20 protein-coding genes are annotated in these 21412 nt (G+C 69.1%); 9 read left to right on the top strand and 11 right to left on the bottom strand.

Annotated elements, in window-relative coordinates:
- Positions 1–111: 111 nt before the first annotated feature.
- Positions 112–555, bottom strand: a complete 444-nt coding sequence (locus IG98_RS0128430; RefSeq protein WP_030918759.1) for a winged helix-turn-helix transcriptional regulator — start codon at positions 553–555, stop codon at positions 112–114.
- Positions 556–679: 124 nt separating this feature from the next.
- On the opposite strand from IG98_RS0128430, the gene IG98_RS0128425 reads away from it, so the two are divergent.
- On the top strand, positions 680–1549 hold the full coding sequence (locus IG98_RS0128425; protein WP_030918755.1) for an aldo/keto reductase family oxidoreductase: 870 nt from the start codon (positions 680–682) through the stop codon (positions 1547–1549).
- A gap of 85 nt (positions 1550–1634) precedes the next feature.
- Here the strand turns inward: IG98_RS0128425 and IG98_RS0128420 are convergent, their stop codons facing one another.
- Positions 1635–4046: an ABC transporter permease gene (locus IG98_RS0128420; RefSeq protein ID WP_030918752.1), complete on the bottom strand. Its 2412-nt coding sequence runs from the start codon at positions 4044–4046 to the stop codon at positions 1635–1637.
- The gene (locus IG98_RS0128415) at positions 4046–4732 is read right to left on the bottom strand and encodes an ABC transporter ATP-binding protein (RefSeq protein WP_030918749.1); all 687 of its coding nucleotides are present in this window, start codon (positions 4730–4732) and stop codon (positions 4046–4048) included. Before IG98_RS0128415 ends, IG98_RS0128420 begins: the two co-directional genes overlap by 1 nt.
- Positions 4733–4818: 86 nt before the next feature.
- Between IG98_RS0128415 and IG98_RS0128410 the strand changes: the two genes are divergently transcribed.
- Positions 4819–5511 carry a response regulator transcription factor gene (locus IG98_RS0128410; protein WP_030918746.1) on the top strand — a complete coding sequence of 231 codons (693 nt, stop codon included), beginning with the start codon at positions 4819–4821 and terminating at the stop codon, positions 5509–5511.
- Between the two features lie 10 nt (positions 5512–5521).
- Entirely contained in the window at positions 5522–6583 is a 1062-nt protein-coding gene (locus tag IG98_RS0128405) for a sensor histidine kinase (protein WP_281178538.1), read from the top strand.
- A 112-nt stretch (positions 6584–6695) separates the two neighbouring features.
- Here the strand turns inward: IG98_RS0128405 and IG98_RS49160 are convergent, their stop codons facing one another.
- Together IG98_RS49160 and IG98_RS47435 are read right to left on the bottom strand one after the other, a co-directional pair.
- Complete coding sequence (locus tag IG98_RS49160) at positions 6696–7319, bottom strand: Uma2 family endonuclease (RefSeq protein WP_245651749.1); 624 nt, start codon at positions 7317–7319, stop codon at positions 6696–6698.
- A gap of 198 nt (positions 7320–7517) precedes the next feature.
- Complete coding sequence (locus IG98_RS47435) at positions 7518–8120, bottom strand: Uma2 family endonuclease (RefSeq protein WP_084195716.1); 603 nt, start codon at positions 8118–8120, stop codon at positions 7518–7520.
- A gap of 222 nt (positions 8121–8342) precedes the next feature.
- On the opposite strand from IG98_RS47435, the gene IG98_RS0128390 reads away from it, so the two are divergent.
- Complete coding sequence (locus tag IG98_RS0128390) at positions 8343–9002, top strand: HAD family hydrolase (RefSeq protein ID WP_030918731.1); 660 nt, start codon at positions 8343–8345, stop codon at positions 9000–9002.
- Between the two features lie 160 nt (positions 9003–9162).
- Here the strand turns inward: IG98_RS0128390 and IG98_RS54385 are convergent, their stop codons facing one another.
- Positions 9163–9468: a DUF5709 domain-containing protein gene (locus tag IG98_RS54385; protein ID WP_281178537.1), complete on the bottom strand. Its 306-nt coding sequence runs from the start codon at positions 9466–9468 to the stop codon at positions 9163–9165.
- Between the two features lie 111 nt (positions 9469–9579).
- Positions 9580–9933 (bottom strand): hypothetical protein, encoded by a 354-nt coding sequence (locus IG98_RS0128380; RefSeq protein ID WP_030918723.1) that lies wholly within the window; start codon positions 9931–9933, stop codon positions 9580–9582.
- Between the two features lie 252 nt (positions 9934–10185).
- Between IG98_RS0128380 and IG98_RS0128375 the strand changes: the two genes are divergently transcribed.
- Both IG98_RS0128375 and IG98_RS0128370 read left to right on the top strand, forming a co-directional pair.
- On the top strand, positions 10186–11040 hold the full coding sequence (locus tag IG98_RS0128375; RefSeq protein ID WP_030918720.1) for a helix-turn-helix domain-containing protein: 855 nt from the start codon (positions 10186–10188) through the stop codon (positions 11038–11040).
- A 5-nt stretch (positions 11041–11045) separates the two neighbouring features.
- Entirely contained in the window at positions 11046–11288 is a 243-nt protein-coding gene (locus IG98_RS0128370; RefSeq protein WP_051753080.1) for a DUF397 domain-containing protein, read from the top strand.
- A 48-nt stretch (positions 11289–11336) separates the two neighbouring features.
- Here the strand turns inward: IG98_RS0128370 and IG98_RS0128365 are convergent, their stop codons facing one another.
- The 3 genes from IG98_RS0128365 to IG98_RS0128355 all read right to left on the bottom strand — a co-directional run bounded on the left by IG98_RS0128365 (position 11337) and on the right by IG98_RS0128355 (position 14325).
- A complete protein-coding gene (locus IG98_RS0128365; protein WP_030918714.1) occupies positions 11337–11813 on the bottom strand; it encodes an NUDIX domain-containing protein in 477 nt (158 codons plus the stop codon).
- 92 nt (positions 11814–11905) lie between these two features.
- Positions 11906–12451 (bottom strand): GNAT family N-acetyltransferase, encoded by a 546-nt coding sequence (locus IG98_RS0128360; protein WP_030918711.1) that lies wholly within the window; start codon positions 12449–12451, stop codon positions 11906–11908.
- An 86-nt stretch (positions 12452–12537) separates the two neighbouring features.
- Positions 12538–14325 (bottom strand): ABC transporter ATP-binding protein, encoded by a 1788-nt coding sequence (locus tag IG98_RS0128355; RefSeq protein WP_030918708.1) that lies wholly within the window; start codon positions 14323–14325, stop codon positions 12538–12540.
- Between the two features lie 362 nt (positions 14326–14687).
- Between IG98_RS0128355 and IG98_RS0128350 the strand changes: the two genes are divergently transcribed.
- Together IG98_RS0128350 and IG98_RS0128345 are read left to right on the top strand one after the other, a co-directional pair.
- Entirely contained in the window at positions 14688–16736 is a 2049-nt protein-coding gene (locus tag IG98_RS0128350) for a M6 family metalloprotease domain-containing protein (protein ID WP_084195715.1), read from the top strand.
- Between the two features lie 188 nt (positions 16737–16924).
- Positions 16925–19471 (top strand): tetratricopeptide repeat protein, encoded by a 2547-nt coding sequence (locus tag IG98_RS0128345; protein WP_169750196.1) that lies wholly within the window; start codon positions 16925–16927, stop codon positions 19469–19471.
- Positions 19472–19517: 46 nt separating this feature from the next.
- Here the strand turns inward: IG98_RS0128345 and IG98_RS0128340 are convergent, their stop codons facing one another.
- Positions 19518–20390: a hypothetical protein gene (locus IG98_RS0128340; RefSeq protein WP_051753061.1), complete on the bottom strand. Its 873-nt coding sequence runs from the start codon at positions 20388–20390 to the stop codon at positions 19518–19520.
- A gap of 160 nt (positions 20391–20550) precedes the next feature.
- Here IG98_RS0128340 and IG98_RS0128335 point away from each other — a divergent pair, with 160 nt between their 5' ends.
- Positions 20551–21348, top strand: coding sequence for a tyrosine-protein phosphatase (locus IG98_RS0128335; RefSeq protein ID WP_030918698.1), 798 nt, complete (start codon positions 20551–20553; stop codon positions 21346–21348).
- Positions 21349–21412 lie beyond the last annotated feature (64 nt).

Raw genomic sequence — 21412 nt, 5'->3', positions numbered from 1 at the left:
TCCTCCTGGGAGAGGGTGGTTCCCAGCCGGGCACAGAGCGTGGCGGTGGCCTGCCCCGGATCCGCGGGAAACTGGTTGAACGCCTTCACGATGTCGGCGCCGGGGCGTCGTTCAGTCAGCCCTGGTGTCGTACGTCGCGCGGTTGGCGATCACGTCGTCCATGTGGGTCTCGGCCCAGGTTTTCAGGCCGCGTATCATGCGATGCAGCGAGATGCCCAGGTCGGTCAGCTCGTACGTGACCGTGATGGGCACGGTGGGCACCACGGCGCGGCTGACGAGTCCGTCGCGCTCCAGCGAGCGCAGCGTCTGGGTGAGCATCTTCTGACTGACACCCGCCAGCATGCGGGACAGCTCCGAGTAGCGCATCGACCGGGGCTCGCCGGCGCAGTCGTCACCTGGCCGATGCGGGCCGTCGCTGCCGAGGGCAGCGAGGATCAGTGCAACCCATTTGCCGGAGATCCGGTTGAGCAGTTCGCGGCTCGGACACGCCGCCAGGAAAGCGTCGTACTCCACCTTGGACTGTGCCCGCTGCCGGGCCGCCGTCGTTGTCGCCACTGCCGGCTCCTTTGCTGCCTTAAGGTGCCCTACGCACTTTTAGGTGCCTACTTCCCTTTAGAAGGTTACTCCCCCAGGCTGGGTGGCACCTTCGCAGCACACCACGAAAGACAGAGGTACGAACATGCCCTCCCGCTCCCTTCCCGGCGGCACCTGGACCTTGGGCGACCTGTCCGTCTCCCGGTTCGGCTACGGCGCCATGCAGCTCGCCGGCCCCGGGGTCATGGGTCCGCCGGCTGACCGCGACGCCGCACTCGCAGTCCTCCGCGAGGTCAGGGACCTCGGGATCACGCACATCGACACCGCAGGCGCCTACGGGCCGCGCTTCACCAACCAACTCATCCGTGAAGCGCTGCACCCCTACCCCGAAGCGCTGCACATGGTGACCAAGGTCGGTGCCGACCGCGACCAGCAGGGCGGCTGGCCCCCGGCCCGCAAGCCCGAGGATCTGCGTCGCGCCATCCACGAGAACCTCGAAGATCTCGGCGTCGACGTGCTCGATCTGGTCAACCTCCGACTGGGTGACGCTCAAGGACCCCAGCCCGGCTCGCTCGCCGCGCCCTTCGAAACACTCGTCGAGCTCCAGCAGCAGGGCCTGATCCGGCACCTCGGCGTGAGCAACGCGACGGCGGAGCAGGTCGCCGAGGCACGCGCGATCGCGCCGATCGTGTGCGTGCAGAACATGTACAACCTCGCCTACCGCCAGGACGACAAGCTGATCGACGAGCTCGCCGAACAGGGCATCGCCTACGTGCCCTTCTTCCCACTCGGCGGCTTCAGCCCCCTGCAGTCCTCGGCGCTTTCCAGCATGGCCGACCGGCTGAATGCGACACCGATGTCCGTCGCCCTGGCCTGGCTGCTGCAGCGGTCGCCGAACATCCTGCTCATCCCCGGAACCTCGTCAACGGCGCACCTGCGCGAGAACGTCACCGGCGCGGGACTCCGGCTCTCCCCCGAGGACCTCGCCGAACTCGACAAGATCGGCCGCCAGTGAATCCGATCAAGAAGGAACTCGTCCATACCCGGTGCCGCGCATGGCGGACTTCCTCAGCCGACGGCCAGGCGATCGACGAGGAGTTTCAGTCGAGGGACAGCCCTGTGGCCGGAGTCGTCCGGGCGGCCCGGCGTGCCGGGAGAACAGCGGCGAGGAGTCCGGCCAGGGCGGCGATGAGGACGACGACGCCGAGTGAGAGCCAGGGGACCCGCATGGTGGCGTCGCTGAGAGCCCGCGTCACGAACGTCTCGTAGCCGACCCAGGCGAACCCGACGCCGATCACGGTGCCGAGCAGGGTGGCCACCACCGACAGCAGCACCGCCTCGGTCGCCAGCATCCGCCGCAGCTGCCTGCGGGTGAGCCCGAGCGCGCGCAGCATCGCGTGTTCGCGGGCGCGTTCGAGCACGGAGAGCCCCAGGGTGTTCGCGATCCCGATCAGGGCGATCACGACGGCGATGCCGAGCAGGCCGAGCGCTGACCAGGTGTAGATTCCCAGCTGTTGGTCCAGCGACTCCCAGGTCCGCAACCCGTTCTCGATCGTCGCACCAACCGGATCGGCCAGCTCGTCCAGATCACTGCCGAGTCGAGCCGGATCGGCGCCGGAGGAGGCGCGGATCCAGATGGCATGCGGCTCGGGGGCGTCGGTGAGCGTCGCCAGTGTCTCGGGCGCGACCACGCCCGCCGGGCCCCAGCCGGTGCCGACGGCGACCTGCAACCGGGCTTGCCGGTCGCCGACGCGCACCGTGACCCGGTCACCGGGCCGGAGACTCAGGTCCTTGCCGAAGGCCTCGGAATCGACTCTGATCTTCTCCGGCTCCACCCGGGCGAACGCCCCGCCGTCGCGGGCCACGTGCATCGCGGCCGGCGCGGTGACAACCAGGATCGGTTCGTCGAGCCCGGTCACCCGGGCCACGGCGCCGCCCACTGGAACGGCCTGCTCCACACCGGGAGTGTGATGTACCCGGTCGAGGAGGTCAGTGGTGACCGGCTCCTTGGGCGAGGTGAGCGCGACATCGATGGGGTGGTCCCTACCGATCTGCTCATCCAACGACGAACGCCACGTGGTCATCCCGGTGAGTACGGCGGTCGTCAGGGTGACGCCGACCAGCAGGGAGGCGGTGGTGGTGGCGGTCCGCCGCGGATTGCGCACAGCGTTCTTGGTCGCCAGCCGCCCGGCGGGGCCGAGCAGCGCGCCGATGATCCGGACCAGGCGGGGAACGAGCACCGGCCCGAAGAGGAGTACGCCGGTGAACACCGATCCTCCGCCTGCCACCATGAGCGCCGTACTGTCCTGGGCCATCGCCACCCCGAGCAGGGCCGGCCCGGTGACCAGGAGGATCGTAGCGAGCGCCAGCCGCACCAGGCCGGTGGCCGTGTGTACGTCGACCGCGGCATCCGGGCGCAACGCCGCCAGCGGGCTCACCCGGACCACACGCCGGACCGGCAACCAGGACGCGACCATGGTGACCGCCAGGCCGATGGCGAACCCGCCCAGCAGCCAGAGCGTGGGCAACTCGGCGGCACCCACCGGGACGGTCGGCGCGAGGGTGCCGATCAGGGCGATCAGCCCGTAGCCGAGACCGACGCCGGCCAGTGTCCCGGCCAGTGACGCGAGCACCCCGACGACGGCCGCCTCGCGGCGTACCGAACGCACCACCTGCCGCCGGGTCGCGCCGACGCAGCGCAGCAGCGCGAAGTCGCGGAGTCGTTGCGCCAACAGGATGGAGAACGTGTTCGCGATGACCAGGACCGAGACGAAGAGCGCGATGCCGGCGAACAACAGCAGCATCACCGACAAGCTGTTCACCCTGTTCTGGACATAGGTCAGCCGCTCCGCGGCGAAACCCTCCGGCGACTGCGCCTTCGCACCTTCCGGGAGCTGACCTACCTCCCCGCGCACCGCCACCGCGTTCAGATGGAGGTGGTCGCGCCACCGCAGCAACTGCGGCCAGGTGACGTACATCGAGGCCTGGGCCGGGGGTGAGGGCGACTCCACCAGACCGACCACTCGTACGTCGCGCGCGGCGGCGCCCTCGCCGATCCGAACCCGGTTGCCGACCGCGATGTTCTCGGCCAGGGCGAAATACACGTCCACCACCGCCTCGCCCGTGCTCGCTGGGAAGCGACCCGAGCTGAGCTCCTGCCAGCGCCACTCCTCCAAGATGGCGATCGGCCCCACGGTCGTTTCGGAGAGCCGCCGGCCGTTCGCGCGCGCCGGCAGCGTTGCCCGGCCGGTCGCGGCCGCGTTCTCACCGTGTCGCTCGGTGAATGCGATCGCGGCCTCCGGGTCCAGCTCGAACGATGGCCACCCCGCCGCCGAGACCACGTGGTCGGCATTGCGGTACGGCGCCCCCAGGCCGTCCATGAGTCCGCTGTATGCCCCGGACGTGAGCACACCGACCACAACGACGAAGGCGACGGCGACGGCGACCGCGACCACCGCTGCGACGTACCTGCGGAGGTGGGTGCGCAGCGACGCGAGGAAGACGGTACGCATCAGACGATCCGCCCGTCCTGCATGGTGACCACGTCGTCGGCGTACGCCGCCGCGTCCCGCTCGTGGGTGACCATCACGACGGTCTGGCCGAGTTCGCGCGCCGACCGGCGCAGGTGGTCCAGCACCTCCGCCGACGTAGTGCTGTCCAGGTTTCCGGTGGGCTCGTCGGCGAACAGCAGGTCCGGCTGGGTGACCAGTGCCCGGGCGATCGCGACCCGCTGCTGCTGGCCGCCGGACAGCTCCGCGGGCCGGTGGCCGAGCCTGTCGGCCACGCCGAGGGTATCGGCGAGCGTGTGCACGCGCTCCCGCGCCGCGTCGTCGATCCGGCGACTGCCCAGCTCAAGCGGGAGCATGATGTTCTCTCCCGCGGTGAGCATCGGCAGCAGGTTGAACGACTGGAACACGAAGCCGACGTGCTCGCGGCGGAAGATCGTGAGCGCGTCGTCGTCGAGTGACCCGAGGTCGATGCCGGCCACGGTGACGGTGCCGCCGCCGGCCTGGTCGAGTCCGGCCAGGCAGTGCATCAGCGTGGACTTGCCCGATCCGCTCGGCCCCATGATCGCGGTGAACCTGCCTCGTGGGAGGTCGAGGTCGACGCCGCGCAGGGCATGCACCTGGGCATCGCCCCGGCCGTAGGTCTTGGTCAGGCCTCGCGCGCTGGCGGCCTGCCGGGTGGTGGTCGTCATGCCGCCAGTCAAGGCAGCGTGGTGTTGCCGGCACGTATGTGGTTTTCGATATGCCGACGATATGCGCCGGCTCGTAGCCTCGGAGCATGCGTGTGTTGATCGTTGAGGACGAACGCCTTATGGCAGAGGCCATCCGCGACGGCCTACGCCTGGCAGCGATCGCGGCAGACATCGCAGGTGACGGCGACACCGCTCTGGAACTGCTGAGCGTCAACGCCTACGACATCGCCGTCCTCGACCGAGACATTCCCGGACCCTCCGGCGACGAGATCGCCCAACGCATCGTCGCCTCCGGCAGCGGCATGCCGATCCTCATGCTCACCGCTGCCGACCGTCTCGATGACAAGGCCACCGGGTTCGAGCTCGGCGCCGACGACTACCTCACCAAGCCGTTCGAACTCCAGGAACTCGTGCTCAGGCTCAGAGCACTCGACCGCAGGCGCGCGTACAACAGGCCGCCCGTGCGAGAGATCGCAGGTCTGCGACTGGATCCGTTCCGCCGAGAGGTCTACCGCGACGGCCGCTACGTCGCGCTGACCAGGAAGCAGCTCGCCGTGCTCGAAGTCCTCGTCGCCGCCGAAGGCGGTGTCGTCAGCGCCGAAGAACTCTTGGCGCGGGCCTGGGATGAGAACGCAGACCCGTTCACCAACGCCGTGCGCATCACGGTCTCGGCACTGCGCAAACGGCTCGGCGAACCCTGGATCATCACCACGCTACCCGGCACCGGATACCGCATCGGCACTCAACCAGACACCGGAGGTGAGGGGGACCGTGGATAGAGCGCCCGGGTTGAGCGTTCGCCTCAAATTCACCCTCAGCTATGCCGGATTCCTCATACTTGCCGGAGCCCTGCTGCTCGTGGCGGTGTGGGTGTTCCTGCGTAGGATCATCGCGGGGTTAGTTCCCAAACGCTTCATCCTCCTGCACGACTTCGCGCCGGCCATGGGCACGGTGCTGGTCTTCATGCTGGTGTTCGGTCTCCTGGGAGGATGGATTCTCGCCGGCCGCATGCTCGCCCCGCTGGCCCGCATCACGGACGCCACCCGCATGGCCGCGGACGGGTCACTCTCCCACCGGATCCAGTTGGAGGGCCGCAAAGACGAGTTCCGTGAACTCGCCGACGCCTTCGACGCCATGCTCGCACGGCTCGAAGCACACGTCGCCGAACAGCAGAGATTCGCAGCCAACGCCTCCCACGAACTGCGCACCCCGCTTGCGATCTCGCAGGCACTTCTCGACGTGGCCCGCCACGATCCGACACACGACCATGGAGAACTCGTCGGCCGCCTTCGTGCCGTCAACGCCCAGGCGATCGACCTCACCGAGGCGCTACTCGTGCTCAGCCGCGCTGACCAGAGGTCCTTCACCCGAGAACCTGTCGACCTGTCCCTACTCGTAGAAGAGGCCGTCGAAACACTGCTCCCGCTCGCCGAGAAACGCGGTGTCACCATCGATGCCTCCGGTGACATCACCCCGGCTATCGGGTCGCAAGCGCTCCTGCTGCAGATGACGACGAACCTTGTGCACAACGCCATCGTGCACAACCTGCCCGAGCGGGGCACCGTGTGGGTCAAGACCAGCGTCCGCCCCGAGACCGCGGTGCTCACTGTCGAAAGCAGCGGCGAGAAGCTCTCCTCGCAGTTGGTCTCGACACTCACCGAACCCTTTCAGCGCGGCACCGAAAGAATACGCAATGACCACGCAGGCGTCGGACTGGGCCTGGCAATCGTCAAGAGCATCATCCAAGTACACGACGGATCCCTCACTATCGTCCCGCGTCCTACGGGCGGACTCCGTATCGTCGTTCAACTGCCCACCCCACCACCACATACCGCCAAAAAGTCAGGTTGAGGTGCCCCCGGCACATCGGACAGGAGCGAGACGTGTTCACCCGCTGGTGGCTCCGCCGCGCCGTATCCCGGTGCCGACCCCTCGCTGGGTGGGGCAGGTCGAGTCGGTGTCGTTACAGGAAGATCGAGGTGTCGAGGTCGAAGTCGACGGGGGAGGGGATCCGGAGCGGCTTGCCCATCTCGGTGTGGGTCATGGTCCGGTAGCTGCCGTCCTCGGGATCGCTGAGGACGGTGACCGTGGGCGGCGAGGCGACGGGGTCGACGATCAGCATGATCGGGATGCCGCAGCCCGCGTAGATCCGGGGCTTCGTGCCGCGGTCCATCTCCATGGAGCCGGGCGAGACGATCTCCGCCACCAGGATCAGCCCCGAGGAGAGGATCTCCCGATCTCCCCAGAGGGGAGCGTTCACGGGGACCAGGCAGTAATCAGGGACGATGGTGTCTCGTGGACCTTCGACGCAGATGTCGACATCGCCGGAGAAACTCTCCCAGCTGTTCTTGTCCTCCACGGAAATCAGGGCTCTGCTGAGGCATCGTGCTATACGCGCGTGCCGGGGGGTCGCGGAAGGACTCACGATCAGGTTCCCGTCGATGACTTCGGCCCGTAGGCCACGGATAGGGGGAAGGGACTCGAAGATCTCCCTCGGGGTGCGAGGTAGTGGACGGTCCTCAGGTGCGGCGGGCTGAGCGGGCGGCTGAGGCGCGGTGCGCGGGGCGGATCGCTGAGACGCTGTCATCACCATGAACCGGTATCCCTTCGTGTCCGAACATGCACTCTAAGTGTTCCATGGGGCGCCGTCGGTCATGAGAGAAATGCGCGGCGATGATGGATCGGCTGCGGCGCGGTCGGGAGTGATGCCGCTGTCGCGGGACCTCGCTGACCTTTCGCCACCGAAATGCGGGCCGGTGTTCCGGTCTTCGGGTGGGGAAGGACGTCAGAGGAAGATCGAGGTGTCGAGGTCGAAGTCGACGGGGGAGGGGATCCGGAGCGGTTTGCCCAGCTGGACGCGTGTGACGGTCCGGTAGGCGCCGTCCTCGGGGTCGCTGAGCACCGTTGCCGTCCCAGGGGTGGCGATCGGGTCGACGAGCAGCATGATCGGCACCCCGCCCGTGGCGTAGATGCGGGGCTTGTCGTCGCGGTCGGTTCGGGCGCTCCCCGGGGAGACGACCTCGGTGACCATGATCAAATCGGAGGAGCGCAGCTCCAGGGCACCCCAACGCGGGCAGTCCGCGGGGGCGATGACGAAGTCGGGGGTGAGGCTGTCCCGGGGGCCGTCGATACAGATGTTCACCCCGCCCACGTGTGCTCGCCAGTCGCGCTTCATGACGACCGGCTGCAATGCGTAGGAGAGGAGTGTCGCGCTCCAGCTGTGCTCGGGGGTGCCCACGGGGCTCACGATCAGACTCCCGTCGATGACTTCGGCGCGGAAGCCGGGGGTGGGGGGCAGCGTTTCGAGGAGATCCCGCGCGGTGCGAGCGGGTGGCGGATCCTTCGGGGAAACATGGTGTGAGGGACGTCCCCGTGTCGTTGCCGTCATCGACTTATCTCCCTCCGTGTTCGAGTAAGCACACTAAGTGTCGCATGGGCTCTCTTTGGATCCGGGACACATGCCCTCCGGTTATGGATCAGCTTGGCGAGAGGGGCGGTGGTGCCGGTGTCCGGGCGCGTTCGTACGAGGGTGCTCGCCCTGGAGTGGTCCCCGGGTGTCCGTTTTGCTGGGCCGGGCTAGGATTCGGACGGGTTCGGGAAGGGGGGCGGCGTGGTCAGGGCGCTGGTGTTCGATGTGGGTGAGACGCTGATCGACGAGACGCGGATCTGGTCGCGCTGGGCCGACCGGCTCGGCGTCACCCGGTTCACCATGCTCGGTGTGCTGGGCGGCATGGCCGCGCTCGACCGGTCGTTCGAGGACGCGTTCGGGCTGCTGCGGCCCGGGTTCGACGTCGAGGCGGAACAGGAGGCGTGGAAGCGGGACGACCCCGCCGGGCTCCGGGTGAACTTCGACGCCGATGACCTCTATCCGGACGTACGGCCCGGCCTGGCGGCGTTGCGCGACCTCGGATACGAGCTGATCATCGCGGGCAACCAGCCGCCGCAGGCCTACGACGCGCTGGCCGCGATGGATCTGCCCGTCGACGCGATCCACACCTCCGACGGCTGGGGTGTCTCCAAGCCCGATCCGGGGTTCTTCGCGAAGGTCGTCGCGGTGTCGGGGCGGGAGGCCGGCGAGATCCTCTACGTGGGCGACCGGCTCGACAACGACGTCCGGCCCGCCCGCGCGGCCGGAATGTGGACCGCGCTGATCCGCCGGGGCCCGTGGGGTCACCTGCACGCCGCCCGCCCCGAGGCGGCCGAGGCCGACCACGTCATCGACGACTTCCCCGGCCTCGTCGCGGCACTGGGAGGCGGGGTCGCAGGTTGATCGCGGGCCGCTCGCGGAGCAGGGGGCGGGGTCGTGCACATCGGGCCATGTGCCTGCGCGGAATCGGCTACCCGGTCGTGGATGCTTCGCGGAGCCGGACACATGGCTTTGACGGCGTCCTCGGTGAGGACACCGCGAAGGACTTCCCTAACGAGCCGGATCAGTCGGGTTCGATGTGGATGGCGCGTTCCTCGGCTGACAGGTCTCCGCTGTCGGGGCCGACATCCCGGGCGTACTCCTCGGATGTCTCGTCCGGGCCGATACCCTCATTGGGCGCCACCAGGCGGTCCTCCTCGCGTGGGGGCCGCCGTTCGTGGTTCGGGGCCTCACGCCAGAGACGTTCGTCAAGCGTGTCCTGATGTCCGGGATCGTCCGGGCGGATCTCGTGGTGAAGACCGAGGTCATCGGTCCACTCCTCGACTTCGATCGCTTGCTCGTCGCTTAGACCTTTACGGTCCGGGGGCATTTGACTCATATTCCGGCCCTACCCGTTTTGCGCCCGAAAACCCACAGGTCGGAGCATGGCCCGGCGGCCGCCTCTTCAGTCGCCGAGCCGTCCCCTGCCAAGCGGGTACGGTCACCCGTCGCCGTCGCCGTCGCCGAGCCAGACGAGGTCGGAGCCGAGCCGGTACGCCGCGCTCTGCGGGCTCTTCCACCGACCGAATCCCCGGGGCGTGCCGACGGTGGCCGCGTCGCCACCCGGCAGGGCCAGCCCGTAGGCCACCAGTCGCGCTATGATCTCCTCGTCCTCGGCCTCCCGGACCAGCGCGAACACGCGGGGCAGCCCTCCGGCCAGTGCCCGCACTTTCTCCCTGCTGAGCGGCGAATCGGACTGCCAGGACAAACCGCCTCCGCCTCCTCCGGTCTCGCCGTGCCACGAGGCCATGCCGTGGTAAACAGTCGGGTAGTCGGAACCGTTGAAGTGCTCCATCTCGGGTGCTTCCTTCCGGCATCGGGGCCGGGGCGGGCATGGCCTGTCAGCGAGGCTCGCCCCGGTCTCCTGCTCTTCCCTGGTGTTCCTGTGACCACGTGACCGTCCCGTGGTCGGACGCTGCCATTTCTTGCGCTCTCTGTGAGCGGGCGGCTACGTTGGGTATAGAGACACGCGGTTATCGAAGTTCACAAGCTGTATTTGCCAGGCTGGCGAAGCTCTGGCCTGTACAGCCCAGCCTGGAAGGTGGGTATGGCTGCTCCGAAGTGGGTGACGCTCCGAGCGCAGTGGCTCGGCCAGCAACTCCGAGAGTTGCGTGAGGCCAACTCCCTGTTGCTCAAGGATGTGGCCGAGTATCTCCAGCGAGACCCGTCCACCGCGGGCCGCTTCGAATCGGGGGAGTATCCGATCCGGCGCCCGGACCTGCTGGCTCTCCTTGATCTGTACGGCGTGGCCGACGGCAGGCGGCGCGAGAGCCTGATGAAGCTCAGCCAGGAGGTCTGGCAGAAGGGCTGGTGGGACGGGTACGCCAACGAGGTCGCCGGTGCGTTCGTTGACTATGTGTGGCTGGAGTCCCGCGCGGCCGAGATCCGCTCCTTTGACAACACACTGCTTCTCGGGTTGTTTCAGACGCAGGAGTATGCGCGGGCGGTGATTGCGGCGGCGGAGTTCGGTGCCGAAAAACAGCAGATCGAGCGATGGGTCGAGTTACGCATGACTCGTCAGGAGATCCTCCGAGGTGACGACCCTCCACGCCTGTCAGCGATCATCGATGAAGCGGTGTTGCACCGTGAGGTCGGTGGTCCGGAATGTCAGATGGCGCAGCTACGTCATCTGATCGAGTGCGCCGCCCGCCCGAATATCGAGATCCGAGTGCTCCCGTTCAGTGCTGGTGCGCATGCCAGCCCGACAGGTGCTTTCCGAATACTGGCGATGAGGAATCCCTATCCTGAGGTCGCCTATGCGGAGACCCCGAAGGGTGCTATTTACGTGGAATCACCCGATGCTGAGAGCTTCATGCTGACGTACGATAATTTACAGAAGCTCGCCCTCGGCCCTGAAGACTCGGCCGAGCTCATCTCCGCAATAGCAGAAGAAATGCGGTGAACGCGATGCAAGAGCACAGCAAGCCCAGCTCCGCTGAACTGGCCGGTGTGGCCTGGCACATCAGCACGAAGAGCGAGAACGGTGGCGGAAGCTGTGTGGAGGCCGGGCCGTTGCCTGACGGTAGTGGGCGGGTGGCGGTGCGGCACAGTCGTCGGCCTGATGGTGAAGTGATCGTTTATACCCGCGCGGAGTGGGAGGCGTTCGTCGGCGGCGTCAAGGACGGGGAGTTCGACTTCTCCGGCACCTGAGCCGAGGGGCCTGAACGCGACGACGGCCCGTCAGGCCCGGCCCGTCGGTCACTCGTCCGACAGATAGACGGCACGTCCTTCGCGCCGGGCGAGGCGGGCGGTGCTCAGGCGGGTGGCGGCGTTCTCCTCCAGGAGGGTGGCGGCGGTGTGCCACGGAAGGAACGCCACCTCGTCAAGCTCCTCGGCCTCCGGGCTGATCTGGCCGGGATCGCTCAGCACCCCGCCGTCGAACACGAAGTGGATCAGTGAACGGGGGCGTTCCCCCGACGGTGGCGCCCAGTGGACCACGAGGAGTTCACCCACCTCGACGGGCACGCCGAGCTCCTCGGTCACCTCGCGCCTCGCGCACGCGTGGGGCGCCTCGCCCTCTTCCACGACCCCACCGGGGAAGTCCCAGGTCGGCCGGTAATTGGGCTTGACCAGCAGCACCCGGTCCTCGGGGTCGGTGATCAGCAGGCAGGCGCAGGTGAACACGGTGGGCAGGGTGGCGTACCAGGTGACGGGGTCGAGGTAGGGCTTGCTCACCCTCGCCACGCTACCGCCGCGAGCCGCCGGTCACGGGCAAGGCCCGCCGAGCCGTCACCGGTCGTCCGCATCCGGACAGACGGCTCTCTCGCTCAGCCGAGCTTCTTGACCAGCACCTCGAACTCCAGGTCGTCCCTGGTCGGCAGGCCGAAGCTCTCGTCGCCGTAGGGGAAGGGGGCCGTCTCGCCGGTGCGGATGTAGCCCCGGCGCACGTACCAGGCCAGCAGTTCCTCGCGGACCGAGATCACCGTCATGCGCATCTCGTCCACCCCCCACTCGTCGCGGGCGAGACGCTCGGCCTCGGCGAGGACCGCCTTACCGAGGCCGCCGCCCTGCAGCGTGGGGCGTACCGCGAACATCCCGAAGTACGCGTGTCCGCCCCGGTGCTCCACCTGGCAGCAGGCGATGATCTCGCCCTCCGACTCCACGACCAGTACCCGGCCGTCCGGGTTCCGCACCGCGGCGGCCACGCCACCGGCGTCCGTCCGCTGCCCGCCCAGCAGGCTCGCCTCGCTCGTCCAACCGGCCAGGCTCGACTCGCCCCGATAGGCCGACTCGACCAGGGAGACCAGGGGGATGACGTCCGCGTCGGTGGCGGCGCGGAAGGTCGGTTGGGCGGTCCGCGAGAGGCTGTTCATGCGGATTGTCCTTCAACAGTCGATGGGGATGGCGAGGCGTCCGACGCCGTGGGGTCAAATCTAACGGGGGCCGCCGCTCACCCCGGTCAGGCCGTGGTGAGGGAGCGGTCGCGGTTGACCAGGGCGGCGTAGGGGCCGCCGGCGGCGAGGAGATCGTCGTGGCTGCCGCGTTCGACGATACGGCCCCGGTCGAGGACCACGATCTGGTCGGCGTCGCGGATCGTCGACAGGCGGTGGGCGATCGTGATGGTGGTCCGGCCGCGCGACAGGGTGTCCAGCGCCTCCTGGACGGCGCGCTCGGTCTGGGTGTCCAGGGCGCTGGTGGCCTCGTCGAGGACCAGTACGGGCGGGTCGCGCAGCAGCGTCCTGGCGATGGCCAGGCGCTGCTTCTCGCCGCCGGAGAAGCGGTAGCCGCGCTCGCCGACCATGGTCTCGTACCCCTCGGGCAGTGACGCGATGTGGTCGTGGATCCGGGCGGCCCGGGCGGCGGAGACGATCTCCTCGTCGGTGGCCGAGGGGTTGGCGAACCGCAGGTTGTCGGCGATCGAGGAGTGGAACAGGTAGGTCTCCTGGGAGACCACGCCGACCGTCTGGGCCAGGGCCTCGAAGGTCAGCTCGCGCACGTCCACTCCGTCGATGGTGATCCGCCCGCCGGTCACGTCGTACAGCCGGGGCAGCAGGTAGCTCAGCGTGGTCTTGCCCGAGCCGGTCTCGCCGACCACGGCCAGGGTGGTGCCCGCGGGAACGACGAGGTCGATGTCCGACAGGGTCGGGGTCTCTCCGTAGGAGAAGTCGACGTGCTCGAAGCGGATCTCGCCGCGTACGCTCTTCGGCGTGTGGGTGCCGGGGTGGATGTCCACGGCCAGGTCCAGGTACTCGAAGACCCGGGCGAACAGCGCCAGAGAGCTCTGCACGTCGACACCGAGCCGGAGCAGTGACACCGAGGGGCGGAACAGGTTCAGCTGCAGGGTGGTGAAGGCGACGACGGTGCCGATGGAGATCGCCGAGGTCAGTCCGGTGGCCCAGTAGATCATCGCGGGCATGGCCGCCATGATGATCTGGATGGTGGACTGCCGCCAGCGCCCGGCCATGCTGGAGCGGAGTTCCAGGACGGACAGTTCGTCCGAGGCGACGGAGAACCGTCTGGTGAGCTCGGGGCCCTGGCCCATCGTCCGTCCCAGCAGGATGCCGCTGATCGACAGCGACTCCTGGATCATCGACGACAAGGCGGCCATCTTCCGCTGCCGCTCGGAGGTGATCTTCCTGCGTTCCCGGCCGACCCTGCGGCTGATGCCGACGAAGAGCGGGAGCAGCAGCAGCGACACCACGGTCAGCCGCCAGTCCAGCACGAGCATTGCGATGACCGTCGCGATCACGGTGGTCAGGTTGGAGACGATCGCGGCGGCGGTGGAGGTGACCACCAGTTGCATGCCGCCGATGTCGCTGGCGATGCGCGACTGCACCTCGCCGGTCCTGGTGCGGGTGAAGAAGGCCATGGACATGCGCTGCAGGTGGCCGTAGACGGCGGTGCGCAGGTCGTGCATGACGCGCTGGCCGACCCCGTTGGAGATCAGCATCTGGATGACGTCGAGCACGCTGGTGGCGACGGCGACCGCGACCATGCCGAGGACGAGCAGTGTCAGCAGGCCGGTCCGACCGTGCGGGATGGCGTCGTCGAGCACCGCGCGGAGCATGAACGGCGAGGCCAGCGAGACGAGCGAGGACGCTCCGATGAGGGCGCCCACGATGATCAGCCGGCCCCGATAGGGGCGGAACAGGCCGACGACGCGCCGCAGCGGCGCGCGGGGCTCACTGTTCGCGGGGGATGCCTCGTCTTCGGGAGGCGCTTCGTCCGCGGGGGGATCGTCGGTCATACGAGGGTTTTCGTGCCGTTCGACACTTCTGGTCTGTTCCGTCATGGAACTCCCTTCTGGAGTTTGCTTGAACTAGAGATTACTGTGCTGGTCAGGCCCCTTCTCGGGCAGTCGACTCGTGGAGGAGTCCGCTCGGTGGGAGAGGGGCGGGGGAAGCGGCCCGCACTCGAACATGTCGCCGTCGGCCGTTCGTGCGGGAAACCTGACCCGTGAGGCTGGGAATCTCCCGGCTCCAGGTGGGGAGAAGATCGGCAACTTTCCTGACGGCGAATCGTTGATCTATCCGAAAGTGATCTATAACGTCATTTAGCGTGACTCGTCCCCCCAAGTTGCTTAAAGTGCTGATCGCCGCAGTTGTACTGATGCCTATCGGTCTCGCCTCCCTGCCCGCCTCCGCCGACCCCGCTCCGGACCCGGAGCACCCCTGGCGCCTGGAACACTGGCCCCAGACCCAGCCCTGGCAGCAGGACGCCCCCGAGGCCTCGGCCGCGCGGCGCGCCGAACCCGCGACCCCGGCACCGATCGACCCGCAGAACTGGAAGAACCCGGACCACATGACGTGGGCCGACTACCGCAAACCCCCCGGCACCAACTGGGCCGACCCCGCGGTCAAGGGTTCCAAGCGCACCTTCCGCGGCGCGCTCGTCCTGGCCGACTATCCCAACCAGCCGTTCGTGGTCACCCAGCCCAAGGGCTCGACGGTCTTCAGAAACCCCAGCGCCGAGGCCCACGACGTCCCCCGGGACCAGGTCGCCGGCTTCTACCGGGATTTCCTCAACACCCCCAACGACCTCAACCGGGGCCACACCATCCACGAGTACTGGATGGAGGACTCGCAGGGGCGCTACGGCGTGGAGCTGACCGCGTTCGGCCCCTACCAGATGCCGGGCAAGTCACACGAGTACGCCATGGAGTTCCAGGGAGGCACCGCCTGCCCGGCCGGTGACGCCTGCAACCGCAACATCAGGACCGACGCGCGGGCGGCGTGGGTCGGCGACGTCGGCCAGGAGGTTCCGGCGGGCTTCGACTTCGTCTTCTACCTGAGCGCGGGCCAGGACGAGTCGGCCACCTGGCAGGAGTTCGGCCCGATCAAGTTCCCCACCAAGGAGGCGGTGACCGACGACTTCGGCCCGCCCGACCCGGCCCTGCCCAACTGGGCCAAGACCCGCTACGTGGAGTGGACGTCCTGGGCCTCGGCCTCCTCCATCTGGCCCAACGCCGGGGGCGGGTCCTCCACCCAGGCGGAGAGCTCGGGACAGGGCGTCTACGCGCACGAGCTCAGCCACATCCTCGGCATCGGCGACAACTACAACAACCCGTTCGGGGTGCCGCCGCGCCGGGCGTACACCGGCGTCTGGGAGATGCTCAGCCGGGGTAGCTTCAACGGCCCCGGCGGCCCGCACAGCCGCTGGCTGATCCCGCCCACCTCCGGCGGCTCCATGGGAGCCCAGCACATGCTCCGCAACAAGGCCAAGCTGGAGATGGTGGACGAGGCCAACGTGCTCCGCCTGTCCAGAGAGGCCCTGGCCGAGTCGGGGCTCGTCGTGGCCAAGGTGACGGCCCGCGTCGCCCAGCCGGGACCGGGCGGTCTGTCCGGGGTGAACATCGCCTTCGCGGACGGCGACCGCAGCCCGGCCTGCGACGTGAACGCCGACCCGCTGTGCGACGGCGGCGGCTACAACAACTACACCGTCGAGGTCGTCGACAGGATGGGCGCCGACTCCTTCACCCCCGACTCCGGCGTCCTGCTGGCCAAGACGAAGAACCAGGACCGGGCTCCCTTCGAGTGGGTGATCGACGCCAACCCGCAGGACATCGGCATGACCGACTACGTCCTGCCGGACGGCACCGCCGTACCCATCACGGTCGGCGACTACCGCCAGCTGTCGGACGCCCTGTTCCACGCGGGCACCGGCTCGGGCTCCGAGTTCGAGTACGTGGACGAGGCCAACCGGCTCCACTTCTACGTCCTGGATCTCAAGCGCGACCGCAAGGGCGTGCTCTCCTACACGGTGGCGATCCGCTCGCTGGACGGCGCCGGCCCGAACAGGCGCGGGGTGAAGGTGCTCCCGTCCGTCGGCCTCCCGTCCGGCGACGGCCCTTCCACCTGCCGCTTCCCGCTGTTCAACACCGGCAGGGCCGCCCAGGCCGCCGGGCAGCACCCCGAGGACGTGAGCGCCTATCTCAAGAGTGACGTCTACCGGCTATCGGCGAAGGTCGAAGGCCGAGGCTGGACCGCCTCGCTGCCCAACGAGCTCGCGACCGCGGACTCGGGTAAGAGCACGTTGGTCGCCGTCAACGCCCTGCGGGCGGCGGGCGGCAGCCACCTCGCGAAGGTGACCCTGACCGCCACCTCGGAGAGTGATCCGGCCAAGACCGCCAAGGCGACCTGCCAGGTGCTGGGGCGCTGAGGCCCGGACCGCGTCACCCCCCGGTGGGGGTGACGCGGAAGGTGTCCGGAGCGAGGGCGCACAAAGCGTTCCTCGTGGAGAATGGAACTGACCGTCCGGTTGCCGGGGGTTGCCCGGCCACCGGACGGTCGTTCGCAGGGCGTGTCGTGGTCTTCCTACGAGGGGTGCGAATGGCCGGGCCGTCGAACGTGCCTGATCGGCGTGGCTCCAGAGCGCCGAGACGCCGGATCCCGCTGGCGGCGCCCGCGGTGGCGGGGATCGCCGCGGCCGTGGCCAGCGTCCTGGCGACCTCGCTGGACGTGTGGGAGCTGCCCACCGAGGCCAAGGTGGGCGTCACCGCGGTCGCCGGCCTCCTGGTCGGACTGCTCACCTGGGCGACGACCGGCAGGCAGTCCGAGGAGCAGGGCGCGGCCGCCACGGCGCCGTGGCGGCCGCCGGACCAGTGGCCGCCGGTCTCCGCGCACTTCACCGGCCGTACCGAGTCGCTGGCCGAGCTGCGCGAGGTCTTCGCCGCGCGCCGCCGCTCCAGGGACCACACGCAGAACGCCTCGCCGCTGGTCGTCTCGGTGTACGGCAGGGGCGGGGTGGGAAAGTCCGTGCTCACCGCCAGGTTCGGCCACGAGATCGCCGGGAGCTTTCCCGACGGCCGCCTCTACGCGGACCTGCGCGGCGAGGTGGAGGCTCCGGTCGGTCCCGAGGAGGTGCTGATCGGCTTCCTGCGCGCGCTCGGCGTCCGGCTCACCACCGACCCCGGAGGTCTCGCCGAGCTCCGCACGCTCTGGCTGACCTGGACCAAGGGCAGGCGCATCCTCATCTGCCTGGACAACGCCCACGACGGCGACCAGGTCAAGGACCTGATCCCGGCCGAGCCCGGGTGCGCGGTCCTGATCACCTCCAGGCAGCCGCTGTTCCTGCTCAACACCTACGACAAGCGGCTGTCGGTGTTCAGCGAGGCGCAGGGCGTCGAGCTGCTGGCCCGGCTGGCCGGAAACGACAGGGTCGCCGCGGACCTGGGGTCGGCCCAGGAGATCGTACGGATGTGCGACCACCTGCCACTGGCCATCAGCATCTGCGGCGGACGCCTGGCCACCCGGGAGAACTGGACGCTGCGCCGGCTCGCCGACCGGCTGCGGGACGAGCGCCGCCGCCTGGACCAGCTTGAGCTCGCCCGCAGGCTGGACAAGAGCGTGCGGGCCTCCCTCCAGCTGAGCTACGACGACTGCACCGGCCTGCAGCGCCGCCTGCTGCGCCTGCTCAGCCTGCTGAGCGCCCCCGATGTGCCCGGGTGGGTGGCGGGGGAACTGCTCGCCACCTCGGAACCCGAGGGCGCCGACCAGCTGGAGGCGCTCATCGACGCCCAGCTCGCCGAGTGCTCGGGTACCGACCTCTCCGGGGTGATGCGCTACCGGCTGCACGACCTGGTCAGGATCTTCGCCCGCGAGCTGGCGTTCTCCGACGATGACGAGAGTCACCGCCGGGCCGCCATCGAACGGGTCCTGTCCGGCTACCGCCGCCGCGCGGAGGCGGCGGCCGTGGCCCGCTGGCCACAGGACTGGGGACGCAGGGTCAGGGCCGCCGGGCCGGGAGGGACGACGCAGGCCCAGGTCTCGGCGGCCGACTGGCTCAACGCCGAGCGGCTGACCCTGGTCGCCGTGATCGGCCAGGCCAGGAGCATGGAGATGTGGGAGCTGGCCTGGGGGCTCGGCCGGGCCTTCTGCTCGCTCTGCCACTCGCTGCGGGCCTACTGGTCCGACTGGCGGGTGGTCGCCGAGATCCTGTGCGAGGCCGCGGAGCGGATGGACGACCGGCGGGCGCTGGGCATCGCGTTGCTGGACCGGGCGGCGGTGGCGGGCGGCCAGGGCGGCCACCACAGCGCCGCGGCGGACGCCGAACGGGCTCTGGAGATCTTCACCGACCTCGGCGAGTCCTGGTGGGCGGCGCGGGCGATGCGCACGGTCGGCATGACCCTGTTCAACAACGGCAACCTGGACCGGGGGCAGGGCTACCTGATCGGCGCGGTCACCGCCTTCAAGGGAGAGGAGGACCGCTGGTGGACGGCCAGGACCCGGCGCAACCTCGCGGAACTCAGGCTCGCCCAGCGCAGGCCCGAGGAGGCACGTGAACTGCTGGAGGAGGCCCTGGGGGTGTTCGAGCGCGACCGCAACCGCTATTCGGAGGCGCAGACGCTGCGTGCCTACGGAGAGGTGCTCGGTGTGACGGCCAGGGGGCTGCTCGCCGAGGGGGATCGCCACGCCGCCGAGGAGGACTTCGCCAGGGCCGGTTTCAGCCTGGACCGGGCGGCCGAGATGTTCCGGCTCCGCGGCGAGCTGTGGGAGGAGGCCAGGTGCCTGCGAGCGGCAGGGGAGGTCGGCAACCCGGCCAACGCGCTCCGCGAGCTCACCTACGTGCGCCGGGCCACCGAGATGCTGACCGCGCTCGGCGACTCGTGGGGCGTCGCCAGGGCCGAGCTGTCGGCGGGACGCGCCCACGGGCGGCTCGGCCGTACGCGGGAGGCACAGGAGTCGCTGCTGCGGGCGGTGCGCGACTTCGAGGAGCTGGGTGACCGCTGGTGGATGGCCAGGAGCCTGCGTTACCTGGGGGAGGCGTATCTGGAGGCGGGTGAGCGGCAGGCCGCGCTGGACGCCCTGCGCCAGGCCCAGGACATCTACCGCAGCCTCGGCAACCAGTCGGGGATGGGCCGCACCCTGGAACTCCTGCGCCGGGCGGAGGGCTGAGCGTCCCCCGGCGTACGTTCATCGGGCCGAGAGCGCGTCCGGGGCCTCAGGAGTCGGTGGCCGTCAGCAGGTGCCTGGCGGCGTCGCGGGCCTCGTCGATGCTCCGGTGGAACAACTCGCCGATCTGCCGGGCCTGCTCGGTCAGGCGTTCCAGGTCGGGGATGGCCGGCGCGTCCTCCGCCGTCTCGGCGACCAGCGCCTCGTACTGCGGGGTCCGTTCGGCGAGCACCTGAAGCTGCCGGTGGGCGAGGTAGAGACCGTCGGCCCGGTGGACCTGCCTGGCGTACTCCTCCAGCGCGCGGATCCGCCTGGTCAGCGAGCTCTCGGCGGCCTTCATCGCCCCGACATAGGGGGTGAACGCCTCGGCCACCTCCGGCGGGGGCGCGTCCGGTACGAGCCGGTGGTGCTCGGCCCTCAGCTTTGACAACCGCACCAGTCTCGTGGCGATCTGCCAGGTCTGGGCGGGTAGCGTCACCATGTTGTCGATCGTGTCGAGCAGTCCCGCCCGGTTGATCCAGGAGTCGAGCACCGTCTTGGTGGCGTCCTGCGCGCGGCGGAGCAGGTCGCCGCAGTCGGCGTCGAGATCCTCGGGCAGGATGAACCGGTCGCCGTGCTCCACGGCCAGCCGGACGCGCCGCCGCTCGCGTAGGCTCCGGGGGTCGTCGCTCAGGCCGCGCAGCGCGGCGATGAAGATCAGGATGAGGGCGGCGAGGAAGCCTCCCGTGCTGCTCAGCCACATCATGAGCAGCATGAGCCCGGCGATCGCGAGGGCCTTGACGGGATCGGGTATCCAGGCCCGGGGGACCTGTCCCAGCCGGGCCGCGCGCAGCGCCTGCGGGCCGGCGCGCAGGACCGAGGAGATCGAGTCGGGCAGAGCCGGATCGATCAGCAGATGCGGGGAGCGTCTCCTCGGATCCACGCGACCTCCTTGCATCAGGGCACGGACGGGCACCCTCACTCTTCCTCATCGAGAAAAATGCGGTGCATTTACGGACGCGGTACATGGACATCGGCAATTACGGAAATAGGTCCTATGTGTTAACTGGCCATACGTAAAGGGGCGTATAAACTTGGCGGCGATGAACGACTTCACGCGTTGGATTGATCTTGAAGGTGCCGTCAACGTACGCGACCTCGGCGGGCTCGCCACGGTGGACGGCGAGACCACACGCTTCGGCCGCATCTACCGGGCCGACAACCTGCAGCATCTGACCGAGCGGGACATTCAGCTGCTCGTCGCAGACCTGAAGCTCCGCAACGTCGTCGACCTGCGCTCGGGTCCCGAGGTGCGCCTGGAGGGGCCGGGGCCGCTCACCGGGGTGCCGGAGGTGAACATCCACCACCTCACCCTGTTCGCTGAGGGCGGCAGATACACCGATGTCGAGGCCGACACCATCGAGGGTGACAGGGTGCTGCCCTGGACGGCGCGGGACGAGGAGGACCTCGCCGAGTTGCGGGTGACCGGCTACTACTACGCCTACCTCCGCGACCGTCCCGATTCGGTCCTGGCGGCCCTGCGCGCCATGGCCCGCGACGACGGCGCGGCCCTTGTGCACTGCGCGGCGGGCAAGGACCGCACCGGTGTCGTCAGCGCCCTCGCGCTGGAGGTCGCCGGTGCCACCCGTGAGGCGATCGTCGCCGACTACATCGCCACGGGTGACCGCCTGGAGGGCATCCTGGCCCGGCTGCGTTCCAGCGCCACCTACCGTGACGACCTCGACAACCGCCCGGCCGACGACCACCGTCCGAGGCCCGAGTACATCGAGCAGTTCCTGCACGTCCTGGACAACCGGTTCGGCGGCCCGCTCGAATGGCTCGCCTCGCACGGCTGGAGCGAGAACGACTCCGGTCTCCTCCGCGCCCGCCTGCGCGACTGAGGACCTCTGTCAGATCGTGCGACCGGCCCGCGCCTCCGGATGTCGAGCGGTGGTGCGTCGTCAG

The sequence above is a fragment of the Streptosporangium amethystogenes genome, from assembly GCF_000721075.1.
GTDB lineage: Bacteria > Actinomycetota > Actinomycetes > Streptosporangiales > Streptosporangiaceae > Streptosporangium > Streptosporangium amethystogenes.
Note: the sequence above shows the minus strand (reverse complement) of the source record. Positions and strands in the feature narration are given on the sequence as shown.